General features: G+C 66.7%; 20 protein-coding genes. 12 read left to right on the forward strand and 8 right to left on the reverse strand.

Annotated elements, in window-relative coordinates:
* Positions 1 to 42: 42 nt before the first annotated feature.
* From BCO18175_RS13870 to BCO18175_RS13885, 4 genes are all read right to left on the reverse strand, one after another.
* Positions 43 to 1,005, reverse strand: coding sequence for an ABC transporter substrate-binding protein (locus BCO18175_RS13870; RefSeq protein WP_174981650.1), 963 nt, complete (start codon positions 1,003 to 1,005; stop codon positions 43 to 45).
* A gap of 413 nt (positions 1,006 to 1,418) precedes the next feature.
* A complete protein-coding gene (locus BCO18175_RS13875; RefSeq protein WP_174981652.1) occupies positions 1,419 to 2,270 on the reverse strand; it encodes a pirin family protein in 852 nt (283 codons plus the stop codon).
* 36 nt (positions 2,271 to 2,306) lie between these two features.
* A complete protein-coding gene (locus BCO18175_RS13880) occupies positions 2,307 to 2,912 on the reverse strand; it encodes an FMN-dependent NADH-azoreductase (RefSeq protein WP_174981654.1) in 606 nt (201 codons plus the stop codon).
* Positions 2,913 to 2,933: 21 nt separating this feature from the next.
* Positions 2,934 to 3,512 (reverse strand): YceI family protein, encoded by a 579-nt coding sequence (locus BCO18175_RS13885; RefSeq protein WP_174981656.1) that lies wholly within the window; start codon positions 3,510 to 3,512, stop codon positions 2,934 to 2,936.
* Positions 3,513 to 3,629: 117 nt separating this feature from the next.
* On the opposite strand from BCO18175_RS13885, the gene BCO18175_RS13890 reads away from it, so the two are divergent.
* A complete protein-coding gene (locus BCO18175_RS13890) occupies positions 3,630 to 4,553 on the forward strand; it encodes a LysR family transcriptional regulator (protein ID WP_174981658.1) in 924 nt (307 codons plus the stop codon).
* A gap of 460 nt (positions 4,554 to 5,013) precedes the next feature.
* Entirely contained in the window at positions 5,014 to 6,483 is a 1,470-nt protein-coding gene (gene proP / locus BCO18175_RS13895) for a glycine betaine/L-proline transporter ProP (protein ID WP_174981660.1), read from the forward strand.
* Between the two features lie 57 nt (positions 6,484 to 6,540).
* Here proP and BCO18175_RS13900 read toward each other — a convergent pair whose 3' ends face one another.
* The 4 genes from BCO18175_RS13900 to BCO18175_RS13915 form a co-directional block, all read right to left on the reverse strand.
* Complete coding sequence (locus BCO18175_RS13900) at positions 6,541 to 7,365, reverse strand: alpha/beta fold hydrolase (RefSeq protein ID WP_174981662.1); 825 nt, start codon at positions 7,363 to 7,365, stop codon at positions 6,541 to 6,543.
* Positions 7,366 to 7,545: 180 nt separating this feature from the next.
* Positions 7,546 to 8,538, reverse strand: a complete 993-nt coding sequence (locus tag BCO18175_RS13905; RefSeq protein WP_174981664.1) for a LysR substrate-binding domain-containing protein — start codon at positions 8,536 to 8,538, stop codon at positions 7,546 to 7,548.
* Positions 8,539 to 9,155: 617 nt separating this feature from the next.
* Positions 9,156 to 10,028: a ferritin-like domain-containing protein gene (locus tag BCO18175_RS13910; RefSeq protein ID WP_174982233.1), complete on the reverse strand. Its 873-nt coding sequence runs from the start codon at positions 10,026 to 10,028 to the stop codon at positions 9,156 to 9,158.
* A gap of 47 nt (positions 10,029 to 10,075) precedes the next feature.
* Positions 10,076 to 11,023 carry a fatty acid desaturase family protein gene (locus tag BCO18175_RS13915; protein ID WP_174982234.1) on the reverse strand — a complete coding sequence of 316 codons (948 nt, stop codon included), beginning with the start codon at positions 11,021 to 11,023 and terminating at the stop codon, positions 10,076 to 10,078.
* A 410-nt stretch (positions 11,024 to 11,433) separates the two neighbouring features.
* Here BCO18175_RS13915 and BCO18175_RS13920 point away from each other — a divergent pair, with 410 nt between their 5' ends.
* From BCO18175_RS13920 to BCO18175_RS13965, 10 genes are read left to right on the forward strand one after another with little or no spacing between them, the layout of a single operon-like run.
* Entirely contained in the window at positions 11,434 to 13,194 is a 1,761-nt protein-coding gene (locus tag BCO18175_RS13920) for a fatty acyl-AMP ligase (RefSeq protein WP_254608066.1), read from the forward strand.
* Entirely contained in the window at positions 13,191 to 13,901 is a 711-nt protein-coding gene (locus BCO18175_RS13925) for an ABC transporter ATP-binding protein (protein ID WP_174967104.1), read from the forward strand. The genes BCO18175_RS13920 and BCO18175_RS13925 overlap by 4 nt, the downstream gene beginning before the upstream one ends.
* On the forward strand, positions 13,873 to 15,090 hold the full coding sequence (locus BCO18175_RS13930) for an ABC transporter permease (RefSeq protein ID WP_174981668.1): 1,218 nt from the start codon (positions 13,873 to 13,875) through the stop codon (positions 15,088 to 15,090). Before BCO18175_RS13925 ends, BCO18175_RS13930 begins: the two co-directional genes overlap by 29 nt.
* A complete protein-coding gene (locus BCO18175_RS13935) occupies positions 15,087 to 15,827 on the forward strand; it encodes an outer membrane lipoprotein-sorting protein (RefSeq protein ID WP_174967106.1) in 741 nt (246 codons plus the stop codon). The genes BCO18175_RS13930 and BCO18175_RS13935 overlap by 4 nt, the downstream gene beginning before the upstream one ends.
* Positions 15,817 to 17,136, forward strand: coding sequence for a hypothetical protein (locus BCO18175_RS13940; RefSeq protein ID WP_174981670.1), 1,320 nt, complete (start codon positions 15,817 to 15,819; stop codon positions 17,134 to 17,136). The genes BCO18175_RS13935 and BCO18175_RS13940 overlap by 11 nt, the downstream gene beginning before the upstream one ends.
* Before the next feature lie 15 nt (positions 17,137 to 17,151).
* Complete coding sequence (locus BCO18175_RS13945; RefSeq protein ID WP_174981672.1) at positions 17,152 to 18,258, forward strand: hypothetical protein; 1,107 nt, start codon at positions 17,152 to 17,154, stop codon at positions 18,256 to 18,258.
* Positions 18,259 to 18,316: 58 nt separating this feature from the next.
* On the forward strand, positions 18,317 to 18,571 hold the full coding sequence (locus tag BCO18175_RS13950) for an acyl carrier protein (protein ID WP_011350104.1): 255 nt from the start codon (positions 18,317 to 18,319) through the stop codon (positions 18,569 to 18,571).
* 7 nt (positions 18,572 to 18,578) lie between these two features.
* Positions 18,579 to 19,463, forward strand: a complete 885-nt coding sequence (locus BCO18175_RS13955) for a hypothetical protein (RefSeq protein ID WP_174981674.1) — start codon at positions 18,579 to 18,581, stop codon at positions 19,461 to 19,463.
* Between the two features lies 1 nt (position 19,464).
* On the forward strand, positions 19,465 to 20,103 hold the full coding sequence (locus BCO18175_RS13960) for a hypothetical protein (RefSeq protein ID WP_174981676.1): 639 nt from the start codon (positions 19,465 to 19,467) through the stop codon (positions 20,101 to 20,103).
* Position 20,104: 1 nt separating this feature from the next.
* Complete coding sequence (locus BCO18175_RS13965) at positions 20,105 to 21,088, forward strand: ferritin-like domain-containing protein (protein WP_174949553.1); 984 nt, start codon at positions 20,105 to 20,107, stop codon at positions 21,086 to 21,088.
* Position 21,089: the final 1 nt, after the last annotated feature.

Genomic DNA, 21,089 nt, shown 5'->3' on the forward strand with positions numbered 1-21,089 from the left:
CGGCCGCCACGCCGCCGCCCGTGCCGGATTGTCAGCGCGTGCTCAGTACTTGCGGGTCGGCAGCACCTGCGCCGCGACGTTCATCGGGAACACGGTCTCGTTCGTGACGATGCGCTTGGGCAGCGGCTTGCCGGCGACGACGTCCTTCACCGCGCTCATCAGTTGCGGGCCGAGCAGCGGGCTGCATTCGACGTCGACGTTGATCTTGCCGGCGACCATCGCCTGGAAACCGCCCTTGGTCGCGTCGAACGACACGACGCTCACGTCCTTGCCGGGCTTGATCCCCGCTTCCTCCATCGCCTGGATCGCGCCGAGCGCCATGTCGTCGTTGTGCGCGTAGACGACGTTGATCTGCTTGCCGTAGGTCTTCGCGAACGCTTCCATCACCTGCTTGCCGCCGGCGAGCGTGAAGTCGCCGCTCTGCGACGCGATCACCTTGAATTTCGGATTGCTCTTGATCACTTCGAGCAGGCCGGCACGCCGGTCGTTGGCCGGTGCCGAACCGACCGTGCCCTGCAGCTCGACGATGTTGATCGGGCCTGCGTCATTCTTGTAATGCTCTTCCATCCAGTGGCCGGCGCGCCGCCCTTCCTCGAGGAAGTCCGAACCGATCATCGTCACGTACAGCGACGGATCCTTCACGTCGACCCCGCGGTCGGTCAGGATCACCGGGATGTGCGCGGCCTTCGCCTCGGTCAGCACGGGCTCCCAGCCCGATTCGACGACCGGCGAGAACGCGATCACGTCGACCTTCTGCGCGATGAACGAGCGGATCGCGCGAATCTGGTTCTCCTGCTTCTGCTGCGCGTCCGAGAATTTCAGGTTGATGCCGGCGTCCTTCGCCGCGCCCTTCACCGACACGGTGTTCGCGGTGCGCCACGCGCTCTCCGCGCCGACCTGCGAGAACCCGAGCGTGATCGGCTTCTGCTGCGCGTACGCGCCGCCAGCCAGCACCGTCGCCGCGGCAACGATCGCGCCGGCCGCCAGCTTCCTGATGAATGTCATGGTTCGTCTCCGATGATGTCGTTGTCTGCCGCGGCGCTGTTCTGTTTCTGCATGGGCCCGCGCGGGTCGGGACTGCGCCGGGCGGTGCGTCGAGCCGGCCCGGTCTGCACGCCCCGCATCAGTCTAGAAACAAGCCCGATAACCTTCCAATGAATTATTGGATTGAGGCGATATCGAAATCGGCATACGTATAAACACCTAAGCACATGGAGACGATGGCTTCGGTGCGCCTGCGGGGTCGTTTTGAACGCGCGAAGGCCGGCGCATTCGGGGAATGCGCCGGCCAGGTCACAAAGATATCGGCCTGCGTCGGGCAGAAAATGCCAGCCACTCGCCGGGCAGCGTGCGATGAGCGCCCGCCAGCAAGCCCGTACGTCGATGCCGTGCGCCGCCATGCAACGGCGCCTGCCGGATCAGCGCAACGCGCCCTTCGCGCGCAGTTCGTGGCCGATGCGCACGATCTCGCGCTCGCCCTCCACCAGCGCGGCTGCGCTCGTGTGCACCGAGTAGTTGCCCAGATGCAGATCGTGCGGATGCGGAACGGCCGTGCCGACCACGAAGCGCACATCGGTCACCGCTTCGAATTCGATCGGGGTGTCGGACGGGTCGAACACCACCAGTTCGCCCTGGCCGACCGGATCCGGTACGCGCAGGCTGCCGTCCATCACGGCGGTCCAGCCGACGCTGCAGCCCGGCTGCGGCCGGCAGGTCCAGCGCTCGCCGGCCTTGAGCTGCACGACGACGTAGTGGAGGCCCGGCGGCGCATCGATCGGGCTGACCGCGTCGCCGCTGCGGCCGAGCAGCACGCGCGCCGGGCCGTCCGACGGGATGTCGGCGATCGACAGATGCTGGCTGAAGGCCGGCGCCAGCTCGCGCTCCGGCGGCAATGCAACCCACAGCTGGAACACCTTGACCGGCGGCACGACGGTACCGGTATGCCAGACCCCGCGCCCGGCGCTCATCCATTCGATGTCGCCCGCCACGGTCGTGCCTTCGTGGCCGGTGGATTCGGCATAGCTGCCTCGACCGTCGATCACGAGCGTGAGCGTGGCGATCCCCGAATGCGGATGCCAGCCGAAGCCCGACCCGATCGACGCTTGCGTATCGACCAGATCGAGAAAGACGAACGGCTTGATCATCTCGCCGACGTCGGACGGGCTCACCATCCGGACGATCGGCCCGTGCGCGCGGCCGCGCGTGCGGAAGATGACGTGACGGCTGGCGACGGCGACATCGACGTCGGCAGGCTGCGTGGCAGGTGACATGGTGGTTCTCCGCTGGTCAGTCTCGTGTGCGTGGCATCAGGCCGCGAGCGCAGCCGCCGCTTCCTTCGCCGATGCGATGGCGCCGCTGCGCAGATCCTGCCCCATCGCCACGCCTTCCGCGCGGATGAACGTGATGTCCGTGATGCCCAGGAAGCCGAACGCTGCTTTCAGATAGGTTTCCTGATGATCGAACGCCGCGGCAGGCGAACCTTCGCTGTACACGCCGCCGCGCGACGACGCAACGACCAGCTTCTTGCCGCCGCACAACCCGACCGGCCCGTTCTCGCCGTAACGGAACGTCGTGCCGGCCACCGAGATACGGTCGATCCACGCCTTCAGTTGCGATGCGATGCCGAAGTTGTACATCGGCGCGCCGATCACCACGATGTCCGCCGCGAGAAATTCGTCGAGCGCGCGCTGGCCGATCTCGACGTCCGCTTTCAGCGCGTCGGAAATCGGGGCGCCCTGCGCGGCAGCCAGATGGTCCGCCGTCAGATGGCCGATCGGCGTGGCGGCGAGATCGAGGCGCGTGACCGTGAGGCCCGGATCGCGGGCGCGGAACGTCGCGACGACTTCCGCCGACAGTTCGCGGCTGACTGAGCCCTGACCGAGGATGCTGGAATCGATATGGAGCAGTTTCATGCGTGTGTTCTCCGAACGGAATTACTGTTTGAGCGCTTCGGCCGTGATCAGCAGCTTCGTCTTCATCTTGAAGCCGTACTGCTTGCCGTAGTCGAGGCCGAAATCGCTGCGGTCGAATTCGCCGACGGCGTCCACGCCGCACACTTCACGCTTGAGCATCGGGTGCGGCATGCACTTGAACGAATCGATCTTCAGCGTCACCGGCTTCGTGACGCCATGCAGCGTCAGGTTGCCGACCACCGACACCGGCTTGTCGCCGTCGAACTTGATCGCGCCCTTGTAGTTCGCCTGCGGGAACTTGGCGGCATCGAAGAATTCGGCCGTCTGCAGATGCTCGTCGAGCTTCGTGCTGCCGGTGTGGATCGACGCGATGTCGGTCGTCACGTCGACCGTGCCCGTCTTCGCCGCGCGGTCGAGCGTCACGGTGCCGCTCGACTTGTCGAACTTGCCGCGCCAGACCGACAGGCCGCCCATGTGGTCAGCCTCGAAGCTCGGGTACGTGTGGCTCGGGTCGAACTGGTACGTGACGCTTTCGGCGAAGGCCGGGAACGACAGCGACGCTGCCAGTGCGCCTACGGCGATCATCAGATGCTTCTTCAACTCTTTCTCCCTGGAACGTAGTGGTTCGTCTGTAGTGTGAGAGCAGTATGGAGATTGAAGCTGCTTTACACTAGACGGATAAATAGGATTTGATTAATCCATTTTTGGAGGAATCCGATGCTCGATCTGAATGACCTCGCGCTGTTCGTCCAGGTCGTCCGCGCCGGCAGCTTCTCGGAAGCCGCGCGCCGCCTGCGCATGCCGGCCAATACGCTGAGCCGGCGCATCGACCAGCTCGAAGGGCAACTCGGCACGCGCCTGCTGCATCGCTCGACCCGCAAGCTCGCGCCGAGCACGGAGGGGCAGGCGCTGTTCGAGCGCTATGCACCGGCGCTCGACCGGATCTTCGAGATCGAGCGGCTGCATGCGGACGGGCAGGAACCGTCCGGCACCGTGCGCGTGACGGCGATGGCCGGCCTGTTCGAAATTTTCCGGCTGGAATGGCTGGCCGAGTTCTATGTGCGCTATCCGCAGATCAGCATCGACTTCCTGCTCGACGACACGCCGTCCGACCTGATCGGCGAGCGCATCGACCTCGCGTTGCGCATGGGGATCGAGACCGGCAGCAGCTTTCGCGTGCGCCGGATCGCACCGGGCACGATGATCCTCGCCGCGAGCCCCGCCTATCTGGAACGGTGCGGCACGCCGCGCACGCCGCGCGAACTCGCCGACCACGACTGCCTGACGGTGTCCGGCCGCCAGGGCCGCAGCATGTGGCGCCTGCAGGGGCCGCGCGGCACCCAGGAAATCTCGATCGACAGCCGCTTCTCGGTCAACGACATGCGCGTGGTGGTGCAGGCCTGCATCGCCGGGCTCGGGGTCGCGCTGCTGCCGCAGTTGCTCGCCGAACCGGGCATCGAGCAAGGGAAGCTGGTGCGCGTGCTGCCTTCTTATCGACGGTCGAGCAGCGACCTCGGGCTGCAGCTCGTCTACACGGGCCGCCCGCCGTTGGCGCCCGCTGTCACGGTGTTTGCCGATTTCCTGCTGGAGAAACTGGGCGAGGCGCTGCCCGGGCAGATGAAGAATTCTGCTGGTCGATAGCGTTTCGTTGTTGCGGCAAGCGAGATTCGGCGATCGGACACGACGGTGCGTCGCGTCGGGTATCGACCGGCGTAATGCACGGGCGCGAAGCCAGCCCCATCGCAGAAGACAACCATGCCTGCAGCAGGAAGAACCTCGCACTCTTCCGTCTTTGACGTACACAAGCAGAATCCCGCTCGACACGGCGTTTCGCGCCCCGTGCGCCGGCCCGCTTCAACAGCATCCGCCCTGCTCGCCCCCGTGTCGTTTACCACCGGTTTCCGGGCGCATGACCGATAGTCGCCTGCGCGCGTTTCTCTAAACTGGCTCTCACAACACACCTGCCCGGTGTCGCCCGCAGCGCGCGTTACTTCACCGACATCGAGGCGCCCCGAGACACCCGCCTTCGCTGTCCCTCGGCCCGCACGACTCCACTGCACACCCGCCCGGCCGGCTGCCAAGGCAATTCCAGGAGAGTTCTTTGAGCCCGTCGCAAGCGCACCCCGCGAAATCCCGGTCTTCTCGCAAGTCCATCAAGCTGGATGACATCACGATCGTCGACCCCGCCGTCCTCAAGCGCGCGGTCGGCGCAATGGCGTTCGGCAACGCGATGGAATGGTTCGACTTCGGCGTGTACAGCTACATCGCCGTCACGCTCGGCAAGGTGTTCTTCCCGTCCAGCAGCCCGTCCGCGCAGCTGCTCGCGACCTTCGGCACGTTCGCGGCCGCGTTCCTCGTGCGCCCGCTCGGCGGCATGGTATTCGGCCCGCTCGGCGACCGCATCGGCCGCCAGCGCGTGCTCGCCGCCACGATGATCATGATGGCCGTCGGCACGTTCGCGATCGGCCTCATTCCCAGCTACGCGTCGATCGGCATCATGGCGCCCGTGCTGCTGCTCGTCGCCCGTCTCGTGCAGGGCTTCTCGACCGGCGGCGAATACGGCGGCGCGGCCACCTTCATCGCCGAATTCGCGACCGACAGGCGCCGCGGCTTCATGGGCAGCTTCCTCGAATTCGGCACGCTGATCGGCTATACGCTCGGCGCGGCGACGGTCGCACTGCTGACCGCGTCGCTGTCGCAGGAAGCGCTGCTGTCGTGGGGCTGGCGCGTGCCGTTCTTCATCGCCGGCCCGCTCGGCCTCGTGGGCCTCTATATCCGGCTGAAACTCGAGGAAACGCCCGCCTTCAAGAAGGAGGCCGAAGCACGCGAAGCAGACGAGCGTGCGCGGCCGAAGCAACGCTTCGCGTCGCTGCTCGTCGAACAGTGGAAGCCGCTGCTGCAATGCGTCGGCCTCGTGCTGATCTTCAACGTGACCGATTACATGGCGCTGTCGTACCTGCCGAGTTACCTGTCGGCAACGCTGCACTTCCGCGAATCGCACGGCCTGTTCCTGGTGCTGCTCGTCATGGTGCTGATGATGCCGATGACGCTCTACGCCGGGCACCTGTCGGACAAGATCGGCCGCAAGCCGGTGATGATGGCCGGCTGCGTGGGCCTGCTCCTGCTCGCGGTGCCGGCGCTGATGCTGATCCGCACCGGCGGCATGCTGCCCGTGTTCGGCGGGATGCTGATCTACGGTGTGCTGCTGTCGACGTTCACCGGCGTGATGCCGTCGGCGCTGCCGGCGCTGTTCCCCACGCGCATCCGCTATGGCGCGCTCGCGATCGGCTTCAACGTGTCGGTGTCGCTGTTCGGCGGCACGACGCCGCTCGTCACCGCGTGGCTGGTCGATCGCACCGGCGACCTGATGATGCCCGCGTACTACCTGATGGGCGCATCGTTCATCGGCATCGTGTCGGTGCTCGCGCTGCGCGAGACGGCACGCCAGCCGCTGCCCGGCTCCGCGCCGTGCGTGGCGAGCCGCGCGGAAGCGCTGAGCCTCGTTCGCGGCGGGGCCGACGAAGCGCGCAAGCGGGACCGGAAGCTCACGCCGGTCAGCGAACGCGCGTGATGCGGGCTCGTGTGCTGCGACGCCGCGCGACATGCGCCGGCGCTGCGCGCACCGGCGTCAGCCTGCCGACAGGTGTTGTGCGTCGAACCAGTCGAGCAGCGTGCGCGTGACGAACGCGGGATTTTCCAGATTCGAGATGTGGCCGGCGTCCGGCACCAGCGCATGCGGGCACCCGATCACGCTCGCCATCTTCACGGTTTCCGACGGCGGACGCGCCATGTCGCCCGCGCCGCACATCAGCAGCGTGCGTTCGGCGTCCAGTTCGGCGAGTGCCGACAGCGTGTCGGGCCGACCGAAGATCAGCCGGCCGAGCGGGACGATCGATTGCCGCAGCCGGTCGGCCGGCAGGTTCGCCAGCGCATCGCGAAACGCGGACGGCACCGGGTCCGCCAGATTGACATCCGGCCGGAAGAACAGCGGCACGATCGCATCGAGCAGCGGCGGCGCGATACGGCCCGCGGCTGCGATGGCATCGAGCATCCCGAAGTAGCGCAGGCGCGTCGCCTCGGGCTCGGCCTCGAGCGACGCATCCATCAGCACGAGCGCGCGCACGCGCTGCGGTTCACGCAACGCGAGCCGCGCGCCCCACATCCCGCCGACGCTGAGCCCGACGAGTGCGCACTGTTCGATCTCCAGCGCATCGAGCAGCGCACTCGTCTGCGCGGCGAGATCGTCGAGCGTCTGCGTGCCGTCGGGCAGTGCCCCCGATGCGCCATGCCCCCACAGCTCCGGCACGATGACACGGTACTGACGCGACAGCGCTTCGATCTGCGGCGCCCACATCGCCGCATCCCACAGATAGCTGTGCCCGAGCAGCACGGGGAACCCCGTGCCGTGATCCTGATAATGCAGGGTACTGCCATGAATGTTCACTGCGGGCATGTCGTCTCCGGTGTGGGCGCGAGCGGCAGCGGCCCGGAACCGGGCGCCGCGGTCAGCGGCGTGCTGCAACGCACGCGAAGCGGCGCATCATCGCACAGGTTGCAGGTGCGACGCATGACGCATCGCCCATCGATCCGTATCGAGCCTGCCGCACGACACCCTTGCCACGCCCGTGCCGTACTATCCGACGCGATACATCGGCAGCACGTTGCTGCCGGCAGCTTCCTGATCCGACGCGAGCGGATCGCGCGCCTGTTCGAGCAGCCAGTTGGTCAGCACCGCGATATCGAACTCGTTGCATGCATCCGGGTTCTGCACCAGCGCGTAGCTGCCCGATGCAACCGTGCAGTGCGGGAACAGCTCGACGAGCCGGCCCTGCTTCAGCAGCCCGTCGACCAGCGGCCGCCGCCCGATCGCGATGCCATGCCCGTCGACCGCCGCCTGCACCAGCTGGTCGTACTGGCTGAAATGCAGCGCGCCGGCGGGCCGCAGGCGCGGCACGCCCAGCTCCTTCAGCAGATGGCTCCACCCGTGCCACGGCCACTCGCCGCGCGGATCGTCGAGATGCAGCAGCACATGCTTGTCGAGGTCCTCCGGCTTCATCGACGCGGCGTCGCCCGCCGCCGGCATCAGGCTCGGGCTGCAGACCGCCACGACACGCTCGCGAAACAGCACGTCCGTCTCGTCCATCGACGTATACGGCCCGGCATATCGCACGGCCAGGTGCAAACGTTTGCGTTTAAGATCTTCAATTTCGCTCGTTGCCGATACGCGTACGTCGATGTCGGGATAGCTTGCGCGGAACGAACCGAGCCGCGGGATCAGCCACAGTGCCGCGAACGACACCGTCGTCGACAACGAGATCGAGCGCTGGCCGACACTCGACGACAGCTTGCCGATCACCGATTCCAGGTCGGACAACGCGAACGAGATCGCGTCGTACAGCTCCCGCCCCTTGTCGGTCAGTGTCAGGGAACGAATGTGCCGGTGAAAGAGCTCGATCCGGAGCTGCTCCTCGAGCGCCTTGACCTGGCGACTCACGGCGGATTGCGTGACGCTCAGTTCCTGCCCGGCACGCGTAAAGCTCAAATGACGCGCCGCGCATTCGAAGCCTCTCAGGAAATCCAGCGAAGGCATACTTCTCAATCGCTTTGCCAATCTCACATTAGCCATACTGCCGCCTCAAAGTTGCACCCACCGACAGGCAAGTCGCCGTTCGTCTCCCTGAATCGTTTCTCCTTTTTGGATTCTGGAGCGATTTTATATTGAAGCATGGATGCGGATCATTCTTATTTTCAATCGTGACACGCGTATTTACCTATCACTTTTTATCGGCCTTGAATTCTTACATTACCATTATGAAGTAGTGATTTTGTAAATATATATTCACTCGAAATGACGCGGAAGCCGATCGATAAAATCGCATAAAAACAGGATATTACGGGGATTAATCGGTGTTCTCGCAGCCATTCGGACGCCGCAACAGAGCCATGCCGGAATGCCTACAATATAATTTCAATTTACAAACAATTCAGCTCATTTACCGGATTACGAAAAGAAAAAGCGCTTCAACATACATGCGGAATACTATTTAAATCCGCAATTTCATGTTTATGAAAATATACTAAACGCATGAAATTGAATTGATTCCCGCAACGTCCGGCAATTGATGAACCAATTATGTCGGGAATTGAATATTCCGCCGGATCGAAACGGAAATCCGTGCGCATTGCACCGGCACGCGCTCCGGAATCGGTTCCTCCCTTGCCGGACGGAACGCGCGCATCCGCTTATATGCTGTCCACCACGCCGTCCGCCACGCTATTCGTTCGCGCGATCACTTCGCGGCGATAGCGGTTCAGCTCCTGCGCAGTGGAGAACGTGCGCTCGAACAGGATCGACAGGTTGTGCAGGATCCGCTCGACGACCTTCTTTTCCCACTCGCCGTCGAACCGGATCTGCTCGTCGAGCCAGCGCTCGAGCCATTCCGGATCGGGCAGGCGCGACTGCACGGTGTCGCGCGGGAACAGCGCCTGGTTCACGTGCAGGTTGGTCGGGTGCAGCGGCTTCTCGGTGCGGCGCGCCGACGCCATCAGCACGCCGATCTTCGCGAACGCGGCACGTGCGACGTCGCCGCAGTCGTTCAGCGCCTTCTTCATGTAGCGCAGGTACGCGCCGCCATGGCGCGCTTCGTCGCGCGAGATCGTTTCGTAGATTTGCTTGATGACCGGCTCGGTGTGCCAGTCGGCCGCGCAGCGGTACCAGTGGTTCAGGCGGATCTCGCCGCAGAAGTGCAGCATCAGTGTCTCGAGCGGCGGCGCCGGGTCGAATTCGAAGCGCACCGCGTGCAGTTCCGCTTCGGTCGGCACCCTCTCCGGCCTGAAGCGGCGCAGGTACTCCATCAGCACGAGCGAATGCTTCTGCTCCTCGAAGAACCACACGCTCATGAACGCGGAAAAGTCGCTGTCGTGCCGGTTGTCGCGCAGGAACATTTCCGTCGCGGGCAGCGCCGACCATTCGGTGATCGCGTTCATCCTGATCGTCTCGGCCTGCTCGTCGGTGAGCAGCGATGCGTCGTACCGGTTCCATGGGATGTCCGTCTCCATGTCCCAGCGCACCGCTTCGAGCGACCTGAAAAGTTCCGGATAGAGCATCGTCGTCACCGTCGTTGAAAAGCGTTCGGGCGCGGCACCGGCCGGCACCGTCGCGGTCATGCCGATTGCGTGGACGCCGGCGCGGCCGCTTCGGCGTCGGTTGCACGGTCGTCCGTGTCGTCGTCCACCGTGCGCGGCGACAGCCTGCCGCGCAGCAGCGCGTAATAGAACTGCCGGTACGTGCGGTGGTAATAGCGGATGCGCGGCCCGATCGCGCCATGCAGATCGTGCAGCCGCTCGATCGGCAGGTTCGGCATCATGTGGTGCTCGACGTGATAGTTGTTGCCGTTCGTGAACCACGTCATGAACGCATTGCTCTCGATCGTCCGCGTATTGCGGAACGGGTCGGTGCTCGTCAGGTCGCAACGGTAATGCTCGGGCATCTCGACCAGCGCATGCACAGGCGCGGCCACGAACACGAGCGGCACGACCCACACCCACACGACGAACCACGTGTGCAGCGCGAACGACACGCCGGCCAGCAGCGCGATCGCCGCGACCATCAGCAAGTGATCGCGGCGGATCGCGCGCGAAACCAGCGGGTTGTCGCCGAAGCTCGCGCCCGGCACGACGAGCTTCGCGACGTTCTTCGCGAACTGGATATAGTGCGCGGCCATCGACAGCCGCCAGGCCCACAGGCCGAGATTCACGACGGGGCTCGCGCCGTACTGGTCGCCGTAGTCGAAGAACTCCTTGTTCTCGGGCGTGCCAAGTAGCCGGTGATGGCGCAGGTGGCTGTCCTGGTACGCATGGAACGACACGAGCATCGGCATGCCGAGCAGCACGCCGAACACCATGTTGAGCCGCTTGCTCCTGAATCCCTGGTAATGCAGCGCCTGGTGCTGCAGCTCGACGCCGTGCGCGAACATCGCGCCGATCAGCAGGACGCCGACGATCTTCAGGACCACATACGTCGACAGCGCGAACAGCATGCCGTGCGCGATGAGCGCGACGTAGACCGCCAGTTTCAGCGAGAAAACGACGCCGCTCGGGCGGCTCTTCATGTCTGCAACCGGCTTCGGACGGGCGACAAGCGATGAGGTGACGGACAAAACGCTCTCCTTGGCCGGACCCTGCCCGGCGCCATGACACGGCGACGCTGGCGCGCTGCCGGGTTGCAATTCTTCTGTGAGTCGATGCTTCGGACAAACGAATTTTCCGAACGCATTGCATGACGCCCGCGCATGAGCGCACCACATCGTGAACTAGACGACCGGTCGAATGCGTACCGACCATTCACCTCGCACGTGCTCACGCGCATCGCAGCGTCGAGTGGATGCGTGCTGCTCATGCATAGCCTGCAAATATTCCGTTTGTCGCGTCATGTCGATCCGGCAAGAATCCCCCTCACTCGACGAACGGCGCCGCCGGCACCGTGGCGCGAGCGGCCGTGTTCCTCAAGGGGAGAATCCTCGTGACGAAGTGCGCATCCACCATTCATCGCCTGATCGAATCGCTCGAAGACGTCGCGGGCGCCATGCATCGCATGACGTTCGTCGACGACGCCGGCAACGAGGCGAGCATCACGTACCGGCGCTTCGCGGAAGAAGTGTTTCACCAGGCCGGCGCGCTGCGCGAACTCGACGTGCGCGAGAACGACATGGTGATGCTGGCCTTGCCGGCGTCGGTCGAACATGCGGTCGCGATGATGGCCTGCGTGATGACGGGCGCGCTGCCCTGCACCGTGCCCGTTCCCGCGCGCCGCACCACCGCCGGGCGGCAGGTGATCGACGTCGCATGCGAGCTGTACCGGCCGCGCCTCGTCATCGCCGCGGATGCGCAGTCCGCCGCTTGGCGCGACGACGCGTTTCCCGCGTCATCCACACGCATCGTCGATCTCGACACGCTGTCGATCGTCGCGGATGCCGGCGCGCGCGCGCTGATCAGCGCAAAGAACGGCCGCGATCCACACCATGTCCAGCTCACGTCGGGCTCGACGTCGCATCCGAAGGCCGCTGTGCTCAGCCACGAGAACGTGATCGCGAACGTGCTCGGCATCGGCGGGTCCGTGCGTTTCGACCTCGCGGCGGGCGACGGCACCGCGTCGTGGCTGCCGCTCTATCACGACATGGGGCTGCTCACGCTGCTGTCGAACCTGCATTACCGCGCGCCGCTGATGATGATGCAGCCGAACAGCTTCATCCGGAATCCGCTCGGCTGGTTGAAGCGCATCGCGTCGGCACGCGCGACGACGACATCGGTGCCGACCTTCGCATTGCGCTACTGCGTGCGCCGTTTCAATGCCGCCGCGATGGAAGGCGTCGATCTTTCCGCGTGTCGCAACATCTTCATCGGCGGCGAACGCGTGGACGACGCAACGCTGCGCGACTTCGCCGCGACGTTTGCGCCGTACGGCCTCGCGGCATCGGCGCTGCAGCCGTGCTACGGGATGGCCGAATCGACGCTTGCCGTTTCGATGCATCGTGCGTGGCACGAAGGCACGGTGGACGGCGCGCCGTACGTGATCGCCGACACGCTCGACCGGCGTGCGCTGATCGAGCGCCGCGACGCGCAACCGGCCGCCGCGAACGACGGCGCCGAAACGGAAACCGAAACCGTGCTCGCGATGGGCACGCCGATCGAGGGCATGGCGTTCCGGATCCTCGACGAAGGCGACCACGCGCTCGCGAACCGCGCGGTCGGCGAAGTCGCGATCCGCGGCACGTCGGTGATGCTCGGCTACCTGAATCCCGACGACGGTTCGATCGCCGCGCCGCTGACGGCCGACGGCTGGTTCCGCACCGGCGACATCGGCTACATCGCGGACGGTCAGCTCCATATCCTCGGGCGCAAGAAGGAAGTCATCATCATTCGCGGCAGCAACTACTTCCCGCACGAAATCGAGGAGGCGCTGGCGTCCCATCGCACGCTGCGCAAGAGCACGTGCATCGCGTTCGGGCTGCCCGATCCCGAGACCGGCACCGAGCGGCTGGTCGTCGCGATCGAGGCGCGGCCCGTCGACGCGACACCGCAGACCCGCGCCGAGTGCCAGCAGCTGCTCGCATCGCGGATCGGCTTCGCCGCGCAGGATCTGTGCTTCGTCGAACCCGGCTCGCTGCCGCGCACGACCAGCGGCAAGCTGCAGCGCCTGAAGTGCCGCGACCTCTATGCGAACGGCACGCTGTCCGTGATCCACGCGACGGCCGCCGAAGCCGGCCAGGGAGCGTACGCATGACGACCGCCACGCTCACGCCGGTGCTCGAACTGCGCGACGTCACGCGTGTGTACGAGGGTGCGGGCCGCGTCGTCGCGGTGCGCGGCGCGACGATCTCGATCGGCCAGCGCGACGTCGTCGCGCTCGTCGGCCCGTCGGGCAGCGGCAAGAGCACGCTGCTCAACCTGGCCGGTTTCCTCGACGTGCCGAGCACCGGCGAACGTTGGCTCGAAGGCCGCCGGATCGACGATGCGCCGGACACGCTCGAACGGATCCGCCGCGAGCGCATCGGTTTCGTGTTCCAGCAGTTCAACCTGATACCGGTGATGTCGGCGCTCGAGAACGTCGAGCTCGGCTGCTTCGCGTGGGGCACGCCGCGCACGCGCCGCGAGCGGGCCCGCGCGATGCTCGACGCGGTGGGGCTCGCCGCGCGCGAACGGCACCGCCCCGGCGAGTTGTCCGGTGGCGAGCAGCAGCGGGTCGCGCTGGCCCGCGCGCTCGCCAAGGAGCCGGCGATCGTGATCGCGGACGAGCCGACCGCCAGCCTCGACAGTACCAACGCACGGGCGGTGGCCGAGCTGATCCTCGATACCAACCGCACGCTGGGCACCGCCTTTCTGATTGCGTCGCACGACGATCGTCTGTGCGCGCACCTGCCGCGCCGCATCGAGATGCGCGACGGCGTACCGGGAGAGAATCGTGAACTGGTCGACGTTTGCGTGGCGTAACCTCTGGCGCAACAAGCGCCGCACCGTGCTGACGATGGCGATGATCGGCGTCGCCGCGTTCGCGTCGAGCCTCGCGCTCGGCTACGTGATCGCGACCTTCGACGCGGTGCGCGAAGGGTCGATCGACAGCGGCGTCGGCCACGTGCAGGTGCTGCACCACGGCTATCTCGACCTGATCGGCGAGCGGCCACTGCAGTACGGGCTGACCGCCGACGAACAGGCCACCGCAACGCACGCGATCGCGGCACTGCCCGGCGTCGCGACCACCGCGCGCGGTATCGACTTCGACGGGCTGATCTCGAACGGCGATCTCAGCTACGGCTTCGTCGGCGAAGGCATCGAGCCGAACCGCGAGCCGCCCGGTTTCTTCGACTATCACACGGTGCTGTCGGGCCGCTACCTGTCGCCGACGAACGCCGGCACCGAAGTCGTCGTCGGCGCCGAACTCGCGCGCAAGCTCGGCGTGCACGTCGGCTCGGTCGTGCAGCTGATGGCGTCGACCGCGCACGGCGGCATCAATGCGACCGATGCGCAGATCGTCGGCGTGATGAGCACCGGCAACAAGGATGTCGACGAGCGGATCGTCAACGTAACGTTCACCGCCGCTCAGGCGCTGCTGCGCACCGATCGCGCGTCGCGCATCGCGGTGTTCCTGGCGGATACGGCACATACGCCGGCCGCCGCCACGACGCTGCGCGCCGCGCTGCCGACGCTCGACGTGAAGACCTGGGACCAGCTCGTGTCGCTCTATCACCAGGTCGTCGCGCTGTACAAGAACCAGTTCTCGGTATTCGGCGCGATTCTCTGCCTGACGATCCTGCTGTCGATGAGCAACTGGATCCTGATGAGCATCGTCGAGCGCCGCCGCGAGATCTCGACACTGCGCGCGCTCGGCGTGCCGGCCGCGACGGTGCGCGGCGTGCTGATCCAGGAGACCGCCTTTCTCGGCCTGCTTGGAGCAGCCGCCGGAATCGCGGTGGCACTGCTGACGATGGTCGCGCTCAATCACGCGCAGATCCACCTGCCCGCGCCGCCGGGCCGCGTGAAGCCGATCCTGCTCGAATTCACGGTCTCGCCGGCCGCCGTGGCCGCCGTCGAAGGCGCGTTCGTCGTGCTCGGGGTCGCCGCCGCGCTGCTCGCGACGCTCGGGCTCGCCAAACGCAACATCCTCGAAGGACTCGCCCCATGATTCGCATCCGCCATCTGGCCGCCGCGCTCGTCGCGTGCGCGCCGCTCGTTCATGCCGCCGACGCCCCGACGGCCCAGACCATGCTCGCCCGTGCCGACGCGTACCGCAGCACGGCCGCCGATACGCAGACGAACATCCAGATCACGAACGAAGTCGGCGGACAGTCCGGCGACGCGACGCGCTACCTCGTCTATACGCGCGGCAACGGCGACACGCTCGCGCTGACGCGCAGCGGCGAGAACGACGGCCAGAAGTATCTCGCGACGACGCGCGGCCACTGGTTCTATGTGCCGAACACGCGCAGCGCGGTCCGCATCAACGGGATGCAGCGGCTGCAGGGCGAGGTCGTGATCAGCGACATCACGCGCACGCACTGGGCGGACAGCTATCGCGCATCCGCCGCCGCGGGCGCAACGACGATCGCCGGCAAGCCGGCCACCGAGCTCGACCTGACCGCGACCGATCCCGACAACGTCTACCCGACGATCAAGCTGTGGGTCACGCCCGACACCGACGTGCCGGTGCGCGCGCAGTTCTTCCTCGCGAGCGGCCTGCTGTTCCGCAGCGCCGACTTCTCCGCGCCGGTCGATGCGAACGGGCGCAAGGTGATCCGCAAGATCACGTATCGCAACGAGATCGAGAAGCAGCGCGCGAGCGTCGTCGACATCCTCGACGGCCAGCCGCGCAAGATTCCGTCGGGCTGGTTCAATCCCGACACGCTTGCCGATGGCCAGTGACCACGACGCCCATGTCGACGCCCATCGTGACCGCCTCCGTCCATCATCCGGCCGAATCTGGCCCGCCGTCGCGCTCGCCGTCCCGCTTGCGCTCGGCTGCACGCTCGCGCACGGAGAATCGCTGATGGAACAGTTGAGCACGCTGAACGGCATCGCCTACGCACGCTCCGTCGACAGCATGGACGGGCACGCGCTGCTAGGGAACCTGATCGGCGACCAGCCGCGCGACCAGCAGGAAGCAGGCGTGCTCGCGCGCATCGACGGCGAGAACCTGTTCATGAGCGCGCGCGCCGTGGCCAGCAACCACTCGCTCGGCGCGCAGGCCACCCGCTTCAACGAGGCCGGCGTGCGCTACGCGTTCGACAACGGCATCACGCTCACGGCCGGCAAGCGGATCGATCCGCTCGACACGTCGCAGGCGTTCTTTCCGCTCGGCTTCTTCCAGAAGCGGGCCGCGACGGCCGACATCTACGACCGCTACGGCGACGTCGAAGGCACGCCCCTCGTCGAAGCGAAATGGGCCGGCGAACAGACCACGCTGCAGTTCATCGCCGGCGAAAACCGCACGCTGCGCAACGACGTCGACAACCGCGACGTGCAGGGCGCGACGCAGCTCGTGCGCGGCGCGTACAACTGGTCGGGCGGCTCCGCCGCGTTGCTCGCCGGCCGTCATGCGGGCCGTGGCGGCGCCGGCGCGACGCTGTCGCTCGACGTCGCGCGCTCGAACACCGTCTATGCGAGCGCGTGGCTCGAACGCGGCACGACGCGGCCATTGCCGGCGTTCATCGCGAACGGCACGCCGCTCGATTCGCCGGCCGCATACGACGCGGTCGATCGCCGCAACGATCGCCAATACATGTGGCGCAGCGCGGTCGGCATGCAGAGCGCACTGCCCGGCAACCTGTCGCTGATCGTCGAGTGGTCGCACGACGAGGCGCGTTACGACGCGAACCAGTGGCGCCAGATGGTCGGCGCGGTCCGCGCGAACAACGCGCTGCTGCCCGTCGCGCCCGGCGCAGCGCTGGCCGGCCTCGGCGGCACGGCCGATTTCGTGAGCGTCGACGGCAACCTGCGCGACTACCTGTTCGCGCGGCTCGGCAAGAAGATCGGCCGCGTCGAGTACTCGCTGCGCGGCGTCTATTCGCCGCAGGACAAGGGCCTGCTCGCGATCGCGCAGGTCGTCGCCGACGTGAACAAGCGCGTGAGCGTCGATGTCGCGGTCACCCGCGCGTTCTCCGACAGCAACTCCGAGTACCGGATGGTCGGTCTCGGCACCCGTATCGACGCCGCCGTGCGCGTGCGCTTCTGACAGGAACCCCGCCCCATGTCCACGCTTTCCGTCCCCGCTTCGTCCGCCGACCCGCTCGCGACCCCACCGCTGCTGCGCGTGGCCGACCAGGCCGCGTATCCGGTGCTGCGCCACTTCGACACGATCGCGTCGCTCGGCACGCCGCCGCGCGCGGCCGCCCGGCTCGTCGAAGCGGCGGCCGTGCGGCTGCTCGACAGCGAGATGGTGATCGCGCTGCATGCCGCCACGCCGGACGTGCTGCCCGATTCGTCCGCGTCGACGCCGCTGCGGCACGACGAGGCGCCGCTCACCGAAGCGCTGCTCGAACAGATCAGCCGGGAGGGATTTCATCACCTGTTCAAGCCGTTCATGCGCGCGTTCATCCGCATCATGTTCGGGCTGTTCTTCTCGGACGAGCAGAACCGTCGCGCGTGCGACTGCATCGACAGCGGCCACAACTTCGCGTTCCTGATGAGCGACGGTGGCGGCCCGACGCTCGCCGCATGGCGCACGGTCATTCGCAGCGACGACAGCGGCCTCTCGCTCACCGTCGACAAGGTATGGGGCATCGAAGCACATCGCGACTGCATGGCGGTGGTCGCCGCGCGGTTGCCGGGCGTGATGTTTCCGGCCGCCTACCTCGTGTGGCCCGACGAATACCGGAAGCTGAAGCGCACGACCTGCGGCGCGCCGTTCCTCGCGGGCAACCTGCAGCTCGCGAACGTCGGCGGCCAGGTGCGCGTGAGCGCCGAGGATCGCCTGCGGATCGGCGGCCCGACCGTGTTCAACAAATACCTGACCGTCGTGCGCCCCTACTTCGTCCGCGCGCTGATGGCGCACGTCGGCTGGCTCGAACGCACCGGCCGCGTCGAACTCGACGCCGACGCGCGCGCCGTGCACCAGTTCATCTCGGACGCCGCACGCAGCCAGACCGACGACGCGCACTACAGCTTCGGCAAGGTGCAGCGCGTGCTCGCGATCAAGCTGCTGTCGAACGAGTTCCTGACGGCGCTCGTGCGCGACGGCAGGGTGGCGACCTTCGACGACCAGCGCGACCTGCTGGCGTTTTCGAAGATGGAAGGCAGTTCGTACCGTTGTTATCACGAGCTTCGCAAGAGCCTGCGCTGCGAAGCCGGCAGTTGACCCACGCGACAGGCCGATCGATCCCGATCAACCCACTTCATTATCAGGAGCTCCTCTCATGACGACCCAGAACGTTCCGGCCGACGCGCTCGACATCCTGTCCCGCGAAGTCGCGAAGATCCTCAACGTCGAGACCGTCGACACCGACGCCGGCATCGGCGAACTCGGTATCGATTCGCTGAACATCGTCGAGCTGATCGTGTTCTGCGAACAGCTCTACGGTTCGATCGACCCGGAAGCGCTGAACATCACGCAGTACACGACGCTGCAGCAGCTCGACGCGCAACTGCGCCGCCAGCAGCACGCCGCCTGATACGACGATGCTCGCGCCCCTTGCGACCGTGGCGGCCCCCGCCGCCCAGCCGGCCCCGGCGACCGCGCTGACCGTGCAGGCGCTCGCGTACCGGCGCGTCGCGCCGTCGCGCGACGGCGCGGCCGTGCCGCTCGACGACACGGCCCGCGCGATCGGCACGCTCGCGTGCGCCGAACGCGAGCGGCTGTGCGGCGCGGTTGGCGCGGACGACTACGTGGTCAGCTCGACGATCCTGTCGATGCTGCTGATGAACGATTCGCCGCAGCATCGCGTGTTCGCACAGGCACTCGCCGGCGCGAACGACTACACGCCCGACTGGATGACCTGCTCGTACGAATGCGCGGGCTGGGGCTACGTGCTGCGCCGCACGCTCGCGACCGCTGCAGAAACCGGGCCGCGCACGCTGCTGCTGCAGATCGTCGATATCGACGTGCACGGCTTTACGTACTGGCACGGCAACCCCGCGTGGGGGCAGTCGGGCTTCGGCGTGTGCACGCTGCTCGTCGACATCGGCCGCGAAGCGTCACCGTCGGCGCCGTCGGTGCTTGCGGACGCCGCGCCGCCGGCCAGCGCCGTCGCGCGGCTGGGTCGCGACATCCGCACCTTCTGCGCGGCCCGCCCCGGCTTGCAGGCGGCGCTGCCGTTCTTTCCCGCGACGTCGCGCCGCGCGTTGCTTGCGTCCGTCGGCAAGACCCCGCTGCTGCCGGACGGCCACGGGCTGTTCGGTCATGCGTTCGGCAGCGATCCGTGGCTGTCGGTGCTGCTCGCGCATCGCGACGGCGACACGCCGCGCCGCGCGGCCGTCTGCTCGCTCGCGCTGAACGGCTATTACGCGGTCGCCGACGTCGCGTTCGCGCCGGACGCGACGTTTTCTCTCGACGACGAGGCGTGACATGGTGCGACCCGTTCACTTCACCTACCGGATCGAGCGCGACGCGCGGCAGCCGGTCGCGGTTGCCGCAAGCGCGTACCGGATGCCGCTCGACACGCCGGCCGACTATGCGCGCGCCGCGCTCGCGGAAACGGCCGGCGACGTGTATGACGCCGGCGCCGTGCATACGGGCGATGCGCTCGGCGGCGATCGCCGTGTGCTGCTCGACCACGTCCAGTACTTCGCGTTTCTCTCGGACATCACCGCGCGGATCCGCGACGCCGTGCATCCGGACGCACGCGTGTTCATCGAAGTCTGCGCGCCGTACTTCGGCGCGCTGCCGGCCGAACTGCTCGCACCGCACGTGCTGCTCGGCGTGCACCTGTACGACGAAGCATTGCGCGATGCCGCGCGCGGCGCGCCGGTCGTATGGATCGGCGACCGGATCCTGCGCGATGCGGAATTCGCCGGCGACAACCGCGTGTGCTGCGCGATCTGGCCCGCGCGGCTCGCCGATGCCCTCGACGCGCAGCTGCGCGGCCCGTGGCCGTCGTATGCGATCCGCCTCGATCCGCACCCGGCCGCACCGCGCGGCACCGCCACGACGCTTACCGATCCCGCCCATCATTCCGGCGCCGCCGCGCGGCCGGGGAGACCTTGAAATGACTGACACGCTCACCGTAATGCAGGACACGGCCGACATTCGCTGGTCGATGCCCGTCGACGCCCTGATGTCGAACGACTACGAACTGCGCGAAGAGGCGCTGAACCGGCTGTACGAAAAGGCGAAGGCCGCGCAGTGGGACGTCGCGACCGATGTCGACTGGAGCCACGATCTCGACCCGGCGAACCCGCTCGGCATGCCCGACCCGACGCTGCTGATCTACGGCACGGAACTGTGGGGCAAGCTGTCCGACGCCGACAAGCGCGAGGTGCGCCATCACGCGCAGGGCTGGCTGCTGTCGCAGATCCTGCACGGCGAGCAGGCCGCGCTGATCTGCGCATCGAAGCTCGCATCGGCCGAGAACGGCCTGAGCGCGCGGCTGTGCGCGGCCGCGCAGATGATGGACGAAGCGCGCCACGTCGAGGCCTACGCGAAGCTCGTCAACGAGAAGCTCGACGTCAGCTACCCGATGAGCCGCTCGCTGAAGGGGCTGCTGCACGACACGATCACGAGCAGCGCACTCGACATGACGAACCTCGGGATGCAGGTGCTCGTCGAGGGCATCGCGCTGTCGATCTTCCAGAGCGTGGTCGCGTACAGCACCGATCCGTTCATCAAGGACCTGTTCGTGCGGATCCAGCGCGACGAAGCGCGTCACTTCGCGGTGGGCCGGATCACGCTGTGCCGCGTGTATGCGGAGATGAGCGCGGTCGAGCTGCGCGAGCGCGAGGAGTTCGTCTGCGAAGGCGCGGCCGTGCTGTACGAGCACCTGTGCGCGGACGACATCTGGGAACCGATGGGGTTGTCGAAGCGCGAATGCAGCGCGATGGTGCGCGAGTCGCCGGTCTCCAGCTCGATCCGCCGCTCGATCTTCCGGCGCCTGGTGCCGACGATCCGCGAAATGGGCCTGCTCACGCCGACAGTGCAGGCCACCTTCGAAAAACTCGACGTCCTCGACTACGCGGCGATGCCGCTCAACTGAA

Origin of the sequence: Burkholderia lata, from assembly GCF_902499335.1 — a bacterium.
GTDB lineage: Bacteria > Pseudomonadota > Gammaproteobacteria > Burkholderiales > Burkholderiaceae > Burkholderia > Burkholderia lata_B.